At 66.1% G+C, this 11,811-nt stretch carries 10 protein-coding genes; 4 read left to right on the forward strand and 6 right to left on the reverse strand.

Translation table 11 applies throughout. The features are described 5' to 3' along the window. Positions 1–42: 42 nt before the first annotated feature. From HUS66_RS08210 to HUS66_RS08230, 5 genes are all read right to left on the reverse strand, one after another. On the reverse strand, positions 43–921 hold the full coding sequence (locus HUS66_RS08210) for an ABC transporter ATP-binding protein (protein WP_175070432.1): 879 nt from the start codon (positions 919–921) through the stop codon (positions 43–45). After that, the gene (locus HUS66_RS08215; protein WP_175070433.1) at positions 921–2,060 is read right to left on the reverse strand and encodes a FecCD family ABC transporter permease; all 1,140 of its coding nucleotides are present in this window, start codon (positions 2,058–2,060) and stop codon (positions 921–923) included. Before HUS66_RS08215 ends, HUS66_RS08210 begins: the two co-directional genes overlap by 1 nt. Before the next feature lie 62 nt (positions 2,061–2,122). Beyond that, positions 2,123–3,172 (reverse strand): FecCD family ABC transporter permease, encoded by a 1,050-nt coding sequence (locus tag HUS66_RS08220; protein ID WP_175070434.1) that lies wholly within the window; start codon positions 3,170–3,172, stop codon positions 2,123–2,125. 20 nt (positions 3,173–3,192) lie between these two features. Then, positions 3,193–4,125, reverse strand: a complete 933-nt coding sequence (locus tag HUS66_RS08225; RefSeq protein ID WP_175070435.1) for an ABC transporter substrate-binding protein — start codon at positions 4,123–4,125, stop codon at positions 3,193–3,195. A gap of 41 nt (positions 4,126–4,166) precedes the next feature. Beyond that, a complete protein-coding gene (locus HUS66_RS08230; protein WP_175070436.1) occupies positions 4,167–6,149 on the reverse strand; it encodes a ligand-gated channel protein in 1,983 nt (660 codons plus the stop codon). A 150-nt stretch (positions 6,150–6,299) separates the two neighbouring features. Between HUS66_RS08230 and HUS66_RS08235 the strand changes: the two genes are divergently transcribed. Then, positions 6,300–7,220 (forward strand): LysR family transcriptional regulator, encoded by a 921-nt coding sequence (locus HUS66_RS08235; RefSeq protein WP_175070437.1) that lies wholly within the window; start codon positions 6,300–6,302, stop codon positions 7,218–7,220. Between the two features lie 51 nt (positions 7,221–7,271). On the opposite strand, the gene HUS66_RS08240 is transcribed toward HUS66_RS08235, so the two are convergent. After that, positions 7,272–8,066: an SDR family NAD(P)-dependent oxidoreductase gene (locus HUS66_RS08240; RefSeq protein ID WP_175070438.1), complete on the reverse strand. Its 795-nt coding sequence runs from the start codon at positions 8,064–8,066 to the stop codon at positions 7,272–7,274. Positions 8,067–8,348: 282 nt separating this feature from the next. Between HUS66_RS08240 and HUS66_RS08245 the strand changes: the two genes are divergently transcribed. The 3 genes from HUS66_RS08245 to astA all read left to right on the forward strand — a co-directional run bounded on the left by HUS66_RS08245 (position 8,349) and on the right by astA (position 11,739). Next, positions 8,349–9,563, forward strand: coding sequence for an aspartate aminotransferase family protein (locus tag HUS66_RS08245; protein ID WP_175070439.1), 1,215 nt, complete (start codon positions 8,349–8,351; stop codon positions 9,561–9,563). A gap of 65 nt (positions 9,564–9,628) precedes the next feature. Further along, complete coding sequence (locus tag HUS66_RS08250; protein WP_175070440.1) at positions 9,629–10,693, forward strand: arginine N-succinyltransferase; 1,065 nt, start codon at positions 9,629–9,631, stop codon at positions 10,691–10,693. Further along, complete coding sequence (gene astA, locus HUS66_RS08255; protein WP_175070441.1) at positions 10,693–11,739, forward strand: arginine N-succinyltransferase; 1,047 nt, start codon at positions 10,693–10,695, stop codon at positions 11,737–11,739. Before HUS66_RS08250 ends, astA begins: the two co-directional genes overlap by 1 nt. Positions 11,740–11,811: the final 72 nt, after the last annotated feature.

Here is an 11,811-nt window from a genome sequence, read left to right on the forward strand (position 1 = left end):
CGTGGACTCGCCTGGCCGCTTTGGGCGCCATACATGCCTGCATCATGCGCCTGTCTTGCAAAGCTGAGAAGAGCCTGGAGCGTCGTCGCCTACCGCTGGCGCGCGGGTGCGGCGCATATTGGCCAGTATTGGGCTGCCAGTGGCGGGGTCGCTGAGCAGCGTACAGTCGATACCGTAGAGCGTACGGACCAGGTCTTCGGAGACCACGTCGCTTGGGCGGCCAGCGGTGACGATACGCCCGCTCTGCATGGCCACCAGGTGGTCGGCGAAGCGGCAGGCGCTGTCCAGGTCGTGGACCACCATGACCACCGTCTTGCCGGCGGCGGCGAGACCACGGATCAGCTCGAACACTTCGAGTTGATGCCCCAGGTCCAGAGCCGCAGTGGGCTCGTCGAGCAGCAGCAGCGGCGTCTGCTGAGCGATCGCCATGGCGATCCAGGCCCGCTGGCGCTGTCCGCCGGACATGGCATCCAGTGTCCGGTCGGCGAGATCGGTGAGATGGGCGGCGGCCAGTGCCGCCTTGACCACGCGCTCATCCTCCACGGACCATTGGCGCAGCAAGCCCTGATGGGGCTGACGGCCGAAGCGAATCAACTCGGCGACGGTCAGGCCTTCGGGGGCCTGGGTATCCTGGGGCAGTAGCGCCAGACGCTGAGCGAGCTCCCGGGCAGGCAGGCGCTGGATATCCTGCCCGTCCAGATGCACGACGCCTTTCCGAGGGGCATGCAACCGGGCGAGACCGGCCAGCAGGGTCGACTTGCCGCAGCCGTTGGGGCCGACGATGGCGGTCACCTGGCCGGCGGGCAGAGCGATGTCGAGATTCTCGATAACCGTGCGGCGTGTCTGGCGGCGGCCAGCGCCATAGCCGAGTTCGAGCCCTTGGGCACTGAGCGGTCCGGGTAGCTGGCTGTTTTGGTGCATCAGCAGGTCCTCCGAGAGGGGCGCAACAATATCCATAGCAACAAGGGGCCGCCGATCACGGCGGTGACGATGCCGACCGGAATCTCCAGCGGCGCGAGCATCAGGCGTCCGGCAAGATCGGCGCCAACCATCACTAGGGCACCGGCTAGCGCCGAGCCCATCAATGGCACGCCCCGCGGCGACGAAACATGGCGGGCAAGTTCGGGGCCGATCAGGGCCACCATGCCCACCGGTCCTGCTACTGCGACGGCAAGTGCCGTCAGCGTCACCGAGAGCATTAGTGCCCCGCGGCGGCAGCACCGCACCCGGATGCCGAGCCCCGCGGCCACGCTGTCGGAGAAGCGCAGCACGTTCAGGGCCTGGGCGATGTATCGCGATATCACCAGGCCGATAGAAAGGGCTCCGGCCAGCGCCCATAGCGAGGCCGGGTCGCGGGCATTCAGGCTGCCCATCGTCCAAGGGTAAGCGGCGTTGGCGGTGTCGATATCGACACGGGCCAGCATCAGCTGGGTCAGAGCCCCAAACACCGCGCCAACTCCGATCCCGGCGACGATGAAGCGATACCCGCGCGTCCCGACACCGCCGGCAAGGCCGAACGTCAGCGCAGTGGCGGTCGCCGCCCCGGCAAGCGCCAGGGGCGGTGGGGCGAGGCTCATTCCCATCCCCACCACCGAGGCCACCGCGAAGGCAGTGGCGCCGTTGTCGATGCCGATGATGCCGGGAGTGGCCAGGCGATTGCCGGCCAGGGTCTGCATCAAGCAGCCAGACAGGGCGAAGGCGGCGCCGGTGGCGATGCCGGCCGCTAGCCGAGGCAGGCGCAGTTCGTGCACCAGGAAGGCGTCCATAGCATCACCCTGACCGAGCAGCGCACGGACGGTCTCCAGCGGCGCCAGCGTCACGCTGCCCAGGCACAGCGACAGCCCGCTCAGGGCCAGCAGGGCGACGATCAGGCCAAGGTTGGCGGCAAGGGCGCGCCGGTCGATAAGGATCGCTCCGTCTTTGCCCGTTATTGGCAGAGCGAGTCGCCAGTAGCCCGCAGGTGGCCGAACGACGGGAACGTGGCGATGGGTGGCCGCCGGCGAGCCGGTGTCGCCCAGGCCGCGGAGGTTCGAGATCGAATCGGGTGAGCTAGCGTTCATGCGCCTTCATCATTTCCAGGATCGGGTGTCGGGCGTTATCGAGAGTCATTGGTGGTGTGGCGTCATAGGGTCGGCAGACGGCGCGAGCGCACCACCGCGACCAGCACCGGGGCGCCGAGCAGCGCAGTAATCACCCCAAGCGAGAGCTCCGAGGGCCTCACCACCACCCGGGCGACGATGTCGGCAGCGATCACCACGATGGGGCCTAGTGGCAGGGCGAGCCAAAGGGTGCGGCGGATGTCGGGGCCGGCGAGGGCTCGCGCGGCGAAGGGCACCACAAGGCCGACGAAGGCGATCGGGCCGGCTATTGCGGTCGCCGCACCGACTAGCAGGGCGACCACGGCGATGGCCAGCAGCCGGACGCGGCGTGGGTGATGGCCAAGCCCGACGGCGACCCGTTCGCCAAGCGCCAGTGCCGACAAGGGCCGAGCGATGCTCAGCGTGATGGCCGCGGCCAGCAAAAGGCTTGGCAGAATGGCCTGCAGGTCGGAGAGACGGCGTCCGGCCAGGCTGCCCACCAGCCAGAAACGGATCTCGTCGGCGGCGCGCTGATCCATCATCAACAGCAGCGAGGTCAGGGCGCCGAGCAGGCCGGAGAGCACTGCGCCGGTCAGCACCAGGCGAACCGGGTCCTGGCCCAATGCGTTGACACGGCCGGCAGCCAGCACGCAGGCACAGCCGGCCAGCGCGCCGAGCTGGGCGACCGAGACACGCAGGGTGGCGGCGCTGGCGCCAAGTACCAGCGCCAGGGCAATCGCGAAGGCACTGCCGGCGCTGACGCCGAGCAGTCCAGGCTCGGCGAGCGGATTGCGAGCGACCGCCTGCAGCAGCGCCCCGGCCACGCCGAGGGCGGCGCCCACGGCCAGCCCGACCAGGGTGCGCGGGCCGCGCAGCTCGAGAATCACGAAACGCGCCTCTTCGCTGGCTGCCGTCAGGCCTTGGGGCTGGAAGAACAGGGTACGCAGCGAGGTCAGAGGGCCGACGTCGCCAGCCCCTATCACCAGGCTTGCCAGGCACAGCAGGCCCAGAGCGCCAAGCAGCCAGAGCCCAGGAATCACCAGGGCACGACGACGCTCCCCGCAGGGGGCGCCGCCTCTTCTTGAAGTGGTCATCGCCATTCCCTGTAATGGCGTCACGGCCGCGCCGACGCGATGTCATCGAGAATCGCGTCGGCGGCCAGCGGCCCTGAGGCGCTGGTCCATAGCTGGCCGTCGACCGGCACCACGTGGTCGCGCTTGGCCACGTCCAGGCGGGCGAAGGCCGGTGAGGTCTTGGCGGCCGCCAGGGCGTCGTCGCCCTCGGCATTGAGCGTGGCCATGAACAGCCAGTCGCCATCCAGGCGCGACAGGTTCTCGAGGCTCAGCGGATCACTGTGTGGGCGGCCTTCGGGCACGCTGTCGCCGCCCAGAACCGTGAAGCCGCTATCGCCTAACAGCTCGGTGGCGAAGAGTCGGGGCGACATCAGGAGCGCTCCCTGGGGCATCCAGCGTGCCAGAGTGGCGGTTTGGTTGCCCGCCGCGTTGGCGCGCAGCGTCGCGGCGCGCTCTTCCACCGCGTCGATGGCGGTTTCGACGGGGGCCTCGCGACCCAGCGCCTCGGCGAAGAAGCGGGCCTCCTGCTTCCAGGCGCCTTGAGAAAAGGGCTCGACGGCGGGCACCAGGGTCGGGGCGATCTGCGACAGCAGCCGATACTGTGTCTCGGGCAGGCGCGGTGAGGCAAGAATGATGTCGGGTCGTTGGGCAGCGACGGCTTCTATATTGGTTTCGCGAGCCGTACCGACGATGGCGATGCCTGCCGCGCGCTCCTGCAGATAGCGGGCCACATCATCGCCGCCTCGGGTAGCGATGGCGGCCAGTGGCATCACCCCGGCGGCCAGAGCGGTATCCAGGGCGCCTTCATAGAGGGTGACCACTCGCGCTGGCTGGCCTTCGACGCTGACCTCGCCATAGGCGGTGTCCAGGGTTCGCGCCGATGCCGGTGAGGCCGCCAGCAGCAGGCCAAGGCCAAGGCTCGTGAGCAGGGTGGCAAGGACCTTGCCCCGGTGACGTTCGATGCTAGGTGTCATGCGTTGTCTCCGCGTTTTCAAAGGCCGGGTGATGTGGTGAATCAAAAGTCGATGTTCAGGCCCAGCCAGTAGCGTCGGCCGTCCTCGACGTAGCCGTACTCGTCGTAGGTGACTGATTCATCGAAGAGGTTGTAGACACCCAGGTTGAGCTTGGCCTGCTCGGTCAGCTGGTAGCCAAGGCCGGTATCGACGAAGGTGTAGGAGGGCGCGACGGTGGCATCCTGCGATGGGCCGGTATTGGGCTGGCTTTCCTCACCGCGATAGGTCACGCGAGCCCAGGGGGTCAGGCGCTGAGAGGCCTGCCAGTCGAGCGACAGGCTGGCCAGGTGCTTGGGCAGTTGAGTCAGCGGCTCGCCTGCGTACTCACCACTCTTCTGTTCGGAATCGGTGTAGGTATAGCTGGCCGTGGCCTCGACGCTATCCCCAAGCGGCGCCGACAGGGACAGCTCGACGCCCCGAGTGACGGCTTCATCGACGTTGATGCGATAGGTTGGGTCGGAGCCGAACTGGTTGGGCCCGGCCGTGCAGATAGCATCAGGGCAGGCGATGCGAGTGATCTTGTCCTTGAAGTCGTTGTGGAAAACGGTGATGCCGGCATCGAGTCCGCCACGCGTGGAGTAGAGCAGGCCCAGCTCTTTGTTCAATGAGGTTTCCGGTTCGAGATCCGGGTTGCCGTAGACGTTGCCCCCGCGGCTGACCTGGCCCCAGTCGGCGGTGATCTCGCGCAGGTTGGGTGAGCGATAGCCGGTGGAGACGCCGCCCTTGAGGGTCCAGCGGGGCGTCAGGTTCCACACGCTGTAGAGGCGCGGGCTCAGGTGGCTGCCATAGTTTTCGTTGTCGTCCAGGCGCAGCCCGCCGGTGAGCGACCAGTCCTGGGTTAGCATCCATTCGTCTTCGACGAATAACGCCCACTGCGAGGATTCGATTTCGTTCCGGTCGGAGATCTGGTTGGAGGTGTCATCGGAGAGCGATTCTTCCTCGTAGCTGGCACCCAGGGTGACGATATGTGCTGCGAGTGGCATCACCAGGCTGGATTTGGCCGTGGTGTTGGTGATCTCCATCTCCCGGGACTTGTTTTCGCTGACCTCGCGCTGCAGGTAGGATTCGCTGGTACCGAGGTCCCAGCGGCCGCTGTGGCCCAGGGCAATATGCTCGCGGTTGTAGTCGTTGTACGAGTCCTCGCAGCCGCCGCGGCAGCCTTCGCTGGGCGCGGATCGCCCTATCCTGGCTTCTCGGGTCTGCTCCGAGCGCCCGGCCTCCAGCGTGAGGTCATGATCCTCGCTGGCGGTTAGCGACAGCCGCGCGGTAAGGCTGCGCAGGTCGCTTTTGGCATGGCCATTGACGATCTCATCCTCGTCTCGTGCACTGGTCTGACCATAGACCTGAAGGCCCAGCAGCCCCGGGGCAAGCGGGCCGCTGAGATAGACATTGGTCTGCTGGCTGTTGCCTGAGGCACTGTCTTCCTGGAGAACCGTCTGGGTCTGCAGGTTGCCGTGCCAGTCATCGGCCACCTTGCGGGTGATGACATTGATGACCCCGCCGATGGCATCTGAACCGTAGAGGGTCGACATTGGCCCGCGCACTACCTCGATGCGCTCGATGGCAGAAAGCGGCGGCAGCCAGCCCTGTTCGATGCCGGGACCATCGCTGTTGGGGCGCGACTCGCGGCTGCTTTGCGGCTTGCCGTCGATCAGCAGCAGAGTGTAGTCGGCAGGCATGCCGCGCAGACTGATGTCCTTGGAGGCGCCCGCACCAGTGACGATCACCCCAGGCACGTCGCGCAGAGCATCGGTGACGTCCCGGTAGTAGCGACCTTCCAGGTCCTCGCGGGTCAGCACGCTGATCGAGGCCGGTGCATTCTTGGTCTGCTGTTCGAAGCCCGCCGCTGTAACCACGACATCATCCAGCGCGACGGTCTCGGTTTGTGTGGCCGGGTCTGTCCGTGTGACGGGATCGGCCTGCGCCGTGGCGCCAAGCCCGGCCACTACCAGGCCGAGCAGGGTCTTTTGAAAATGAATTGCCATGTTGTCCCTTGCTTTTATGTTAATGCGAATCCTTGTGATTTGCATTATTTCATTAGCTCGGGTCAGATGTCCTGCGACACCGCGTTGCAGCTTCTGCAACGCTTGGCCCTGCACAACGGATGACGCGACGGATAGGAAGGCGCTACCCATATGTACGACTTTGATGAGTTGGCTGCTTTCGCTGCAGTCATGGAGGATGGCAGCCTTGCGCGCAGTGCCATGCGACTGGGGGTGTCCAAGTCGACCCTGAGTCGACGCATCCATCAACTTGAGCACCACCTGGGCCAGCCGCTGCTGCGCCGTCAGTCCAATCGCATGATCGCCACCGAGGCCGGAGAGGTCTTCCTGCGCTATTGCCACCAGCTCCAGCAACTGGCCCAGCAGAGCCATCAGGCGCTGGATGAGCTCAAGGAGGTGGTCAGCGGTGAGATCACCGTGCACGTGCACAGCATGTTCCTGCGTGGCTGGTTCACGTCCTGCGCCGAGGCGTTCCTTGCGCGCTATCCGGGCGTGAGACTCGATGTGCGCACCCAGGGCGCGGTGCCATCGGTGGGCGACAACCGAACGCTATGCCTGTGGCTGGGGAGGGTGCCGGAATGCGGCCTGCGCCAGGAAATACTGGGGCGTCTGAGTCGTCGTCTCTACGCGCATCCGGATTATCTGGCCCGGCGAGGGGAACCCTTGCATCCTCGTGAGCTTGCCGGACATGACTGGGTGGATCTGCTGGGGGATAGCCAGGCAGGGCTTGCCTTTTATCATGATCAGGCAGGCATCGTCGACGTGGCTCCTTCACCGTCGCGGCTGCGGGTCGACCAGTACACCATGCACATCGATGCCATCGCTCGGGGAAGAGGGCTTGGGGTATTACCGGACTGGATGGTGGCACGGCGCGAGCAGGCGCACCCCGGCGAGCTGGTGGCCTGTCTCGAGACATGGCGACCGGCGGATTTGCCGGTGACCCTGCTGTACCCTTTTGGCCAGCAGCCCAGGCGGGTCACCCGTTTTCTGGAGGTGCTTCGTCAGTCGGTCCCGCCGGCTTGGCAGCGGGACCGACACCTGGCGATGGCCTAGCTATGGCCGGGGTGGCCATGACCAGGGCGGCCAAGCCAACGAGTGGCGCTGTCAGGCCATGGTGTCGACGATGCCGCCTTCTACCCTCAGCGCCGCGCCGGTGGTGGCGCTGGCTTGGGGCGAGGCCGCGTAGACGCTCATGTTGGCGACTTCCTCTGGCGTTGCCAGGCGCTGAATGATCGAGGAAGGACGATTCTCCTGCACGAAGCGGGCTTCCATCTCTTGCTGGGAAATACCTGCCTCATCGGCGGCCTGCTTGAGCATCTTGATCACGCCTTCGGAACGGGTCGGACCCGGCAGGATGGCGTTGACGGTGACGTTGGTGCCGGCGAGCACCTTGGCAAGCCCGCGAGAGATCGACTGCACCGCGCTCTTGGTCATGCCGTAGTGGACCATTTCGCTGGGAATGTTCAGCGCCGACTCGCTGGACAGGAACTGGATCCGCCCCCAATCGCGTTCGCGCATGCCCTTGGCGTAGTGGCGCGACAGGCGTACCGCACTCATCACGTTGACATCGAAGAACTGCTGCCAGGTCTCGTCGTCGGTCTCGAAGAAGTCTTGGGGGGCGAAGATGCCCACGTTGTTGATCAGGATATCGGTGTCGGGTTGGGAGTCGATCAGCGCCTGGCAGCCCTCGGCAGTGCCCAGGTCGGCGGCTACTCCGGTGATGCTTGCCTGAGGCAGCGCTTGCTTCAGGCTTGAAATGGCGTCATCGACCCGGGTCTGGGTACGCCCGGTGATCACCACCTCGGCGCCGGCTTCGGCGAGTCCGCTGGCGATGGAATAGCCGATGCCGGCGGTGGAACCGGTGACGATGGCATGCTTGCCGGATAGATCGATACGCATGTGGCAGACTCCTTGTGGAATAGGCCCTGGTGGGCTGGTCTAGAAGCCCTGGCGGGGCAGGAGATGTTTTTAGCCTGCTAATAAGGTGGGGCGCTCGACGGATTCTTCAAGGGCCGTCTTCTGCCGTTGCCGATGGGCCCATCAAGCAGCGCTATGGTATGCCGATGGCCTGATGGCCGCCCGCCGCTTTTCATAATTCGCCGTCCCATCGCTGAAAGCCTAGCGTGACGGCGTCCCCGTATACTCTTTCAATACCCAGATCCCTAAAGGATGGAACAGACCATGAGCTATACCCCGACCCGCAGCGACTTCGACCGCTACATGGCGCCCAACTACGCGCCCCAGCAAGTCATCCCGGTACGCGGCGAGGGGAGCCGGCTATGGGATCAGGAGGGTCGCGAGTACATCGACTTCGCCGGCGGCATCGCCGTCAACGCCCTTGGCCACTGTCACCCGGTGCTGGTCGACGCCCTCAAGGATCAGGCCGACAAGGTCTGGCACTTGGCCAACGTCTACACCAACGAGCCGGCGCTTAAGCTTGCCAAGGCGCTTGTCGAGCGCACCTTCGCCGACAAGGTGTTTTTGTGTTCCTCCGGCGGCGAGGCCAACGAGGCGGCGCTCAAGCTGGCGCGTCGCTGGGCTTATAACGAACATGGCGAGCACAAGGACAAGATCATTTCCTTCCGCCAGTCGTTCCACGGCCGCACCTTCTTCACCGTCAGCGTCGGCGGCCAGCCCAAGTATTCCCAGGGCTTCGGGCCGGTGCCGGGCGGCATCCTGCACGCCGAGTTCAACGATCTCGAGGCGGTGCGCGAGCTGATGGGCGACGACACCTGCGCGGTGATGGTCGAGCCGATGCAGGGCGAAGGCGGCATCGTGCCGGCCACTCAGGAATTCCTCGAGGGCGTGCGCGCGATGTGCGATGAGCACCAGGCGCTGCTGATCTTCGATGAGGTGCAGACCGGCGTTGGCCGCAGTGGCTCGCTGTACGCCTATATGGAATACGGCGTGACCCCGGACATTCTGACCAGCGCCAAGTCGCTGGGTGGTGGCTTCCCGGTCGGCGCCATGCTGACCACCGACGCCATCGCCCCGGCGCTGGGCATCGGCACCCATGGCTCTACCTATGGCGGCAACGCCCTGGCCTCCGCCGTGGCGCTGGCCGCGGTCGAGTTCATCGACACCCCCGAGGTGCTCGAGGGCGTCAAGCGTCGCCACGCACTGTTCCGCGAGCTGCTCGAAGAGATCAACCAGAAGCACGGCGTGTTCAAGGAAGTGCGCGGCATGGGCATGCTGATGGGCGCGCAGATGTCGCCGGCCTATGAGGGCCGCGCCAAGGACATCCTGCCGCTGGCCATCGAGGAGGGCCTGATGGCGCTGATCGCCGGTCCCAACGTGTTGCGCATGGCGCCGTCGCTGGTGATCCCCGAGGACGATATCCGCGAGGGCATGGCGCGCCTCGAGCGGGCCATCGCCAAGCTCGTCGCTAAGGCATGAGCGCTACCGTGACGGTTTCAGCCCAAGGTTCAGCCCCTACTCATGGCCACGATGGAGGACAGCCCATGCTGGTCGTTCGTCCTGCCCGGCCGGCGGATCTGCCGGCCCTTGAGCGCCTGGCCGGCACCGCCACGCCGCGCCTGACCAACCTGCCGGCTCATCGTGACCGCCTGGAAGAGCGCATCACCCGTTCCCAGCGCTCCTTTGGCCGTGCGGTCGACTTTCCCGGCGACGAGCACTACACCTTCGTGCTCGAGGACCGGGAGCGCGGCGAGGTGGTGGGTACCGCCACCATCCGCGCCCAGGCCGGCGCGGTGGATGCCTACTACACCTACCGCCAGGAGACCCTGATTCACGCCTCGCAGCAGCTCAATGTGCGCCGCGAGGTGCAGACCCTGTCGCTGTCTCATGAGGTCTCAGAGGCGTCGCTTTTGTGCGCGCTGTCGCTTGATCCGCGTTACAAGGGCACCAGCGCCGAGAGCCTCTTGCGCCGGGCGCGACTGATGTTTATCGCCCAGTATCCGGAACGCTTCGCCGATCTATTGGCGGTGGCCTTCCCGGGCTTCCTCGATGAGGCGGGCGAGTCGCCGTTCTGGGCAAGCGTCGGTCAGCATTTCTTCCAGCGCGGCTATCAGGAGATCAACCATATCGCCGGCGTGCGCTCGAAGAGCTTCATTGCCGAGGTGATGCCGCAGTTCCCGCTCTATCTGCCGCTGCTCACGCCCCCGGCGCGGGCCGCCATCGGCCGCGAGCACCCGGACCACGAAGCGGCACTCGAGGAGATGTTGGCCGAGGGCTTCGTGCGCAGCCGCCACGTCGACATCTTCGATGCGGGCCCGGTGATCAAGGGCGAGCGTGACCGCCTCGAGACCTTCCGTCGTGCCAGCTGGCACCCGGTACGCATCCGCCCGGCCGCCTCACTGCCCGATGCGGAACCGGCGATGATCGCCAACCAGAAGCTCGGCGAGTTCCGCTGCGTGGTGGCCCGCTATGCGCTGTCGCCCACCGGGCAGTTGATGCTCTCTCCCGAGCATGCCGAGATCCTCGGCGTCGAGGAGGGCCGCGCCGTGCTGGCCGCGCCCCTGGCGCTGCCCGACGCCATCGATGCCCTCGACGAAGGAGAACTGTGATGCGCATTCGTCCGATTGCCCGCGGCGACCTGGACGGCCTGCAGGCCCTCTCCCGACAGACCGGCGTCGGCTTCACTTCGCTGCCCGACAACCGCGAATTCCTGGCAAGCAAGATCGAGTCGGCGGCGCGTGCCTTCGAGGAGCGCACTCCGGTCGATGATCGCCTGTACTTCTTCGTGCTGGAAGACGAAGACAACGGCGAGCTGGCCGGCTGCTGCGCCATCGAAGCCCAGGTGGGCCGCGAGGTGCCTTTCTATCACTACCGGCTCGGCACCCTGGCGCATTCCTCGGTGCAGCTCGATCTGCACCGCACCATCGACACTTTGTTTCTGAGCTCGGATCACACCGGCGATGCCGAGGTGGCCTCGCTGTTCCTGCGTCCGGAATACCGCGGTGCCGACCGTCGCCACGAGCGCAACGGCGCCCTTTTGTCCAAGGCGCGCTGGTTGTTCATGGCCCAGTTCCGCGACCGCTTCCCGGACAAGGTGCTGGCCGAGATGCGCGGCGTCTTCAACAAGGAGGGCGTGAGCCCCTTCTGGGAGAACCTTGGCAGCCACTTCTTTCCGCTCGAGTTCAACCAGGCCGACCGCCTGACGGGCCTTGGCCAGAAGAGCTTCATCGGCGAGCTGATGCCCAAGTTCCCGATCTACACCACCTTCCTCTCGAAGGAGGCCCAGGCCTGCATCGGCGAGGTCCACGAGCACACCCGCCCGGCGCTGGAGATGCTCAAGAAGGAAGGGCTGCGCTGGGAAGGCTATATCGACATCTTCGATGCCGGCCCGACCGTCGAGGCCTATATCGACGATGTGCGCGCGGTGCGCAACTCGACGCTCTGCCAGGTGGAAGTGGGCGCCGAGCCCGCCACTGAGCTTGGCAGCGATACCCGCGAGCGCCCGGAATGGCTGGTGTCGACCACCGCTATGGTCGGCTTCTGCGCCTGCTGGGTGGGTCGCGGCCCCGAGGGCGAGGTCATCACCCTGACCGAGACTGAGGCACGCCGCCTTGGCGTCGGCACCGGCGACAGCGTGCGGGTGCTCAGCACCTGAGCCGCGACGGAACACCACAACAATTCGCGACCGGACGTCACGGCAGCGCCGCGCTATCCGGTTGGCCACCCA

Origin of the sequence: Onishia taeanensis (genome assembly GCF_013349955.1) — a bacterium.
Lineage (GTDB): Bacteria > Pseudomonadota > Gammaproteobacteria > Pseudomonadales > Halomonadaceae > Onishia > Onishia taeanensis_B.

Coding starts and splice junctions, on each gene's coding strand:
- HUS66_RS08210 (WP_175070432.1), bottom strand. CDS start 921: ATGCACCAAAACAGCCAGCTACCCGGACCGCTCAGTGCCCAAGGGCTC.
- HUS66_RS08215 (WP_175070433.1), bottom strand. CDS start 2,060: ATGAACGCTAGCTCACCCGATTCGATCTCGAACCTCCGCGGCCTGGGC.
- HUS66_RS08220 (WP_175070434.1), bottom strand. CDS start 3,172: ATGACCACTTCAAGAAGAGGCGGCGCCCCCTGCGGGGAGCGTCGTCGT.
- HUS66_RS08225 (WP_175070435.1), bottom strand. CDS start 4,125: ATGACACCTAGCATCGAACGTCACCGGGGCAAGGTCCTTGCCACCCTG.
- HUS66_RS08230 (WP_175070436.1), bottom strand. CDS start 6,149: ATGGCAATTCATTTTCAAAAGACCCTGCTCGGCCTGGTAGTGGCCGGG.
- HUS66_RS08235 (WP_175070437.1), top strand. CDS start 6,300: ATGTACGACTTTGATGAGTTGGCTGCTTTCGCTGCAGTCATGGAGGAT.
- HUS66_RS08240 (WP_175070438.1), bottom strand. CDS start 8,066: ATGCGTATCGATCTATCCGGCAAGCATGCCATCGTCACCGGTTCCACC.
- HUS66_RS08245 (WP_175070439.1), top strand. CDS start 8,349: ATGAGCTATACCCCGACCCGCAGCGACTTCGACCGCTACATGGCGCCC.
- HUS66_RS08250 (WP_175070440.1), top strand. CDS start 9,629: ATGCTGGTCGTTCGTCCTGCCCGGCCGGCGGATCTGCCGGCCCTTGAG.
- astA (WP_175070441.1), top strand. CDS start 10,693: ATGCGCATTCGTCCGATTGCCCGCGGCGACCTGGACGGCCTGCAGGCC.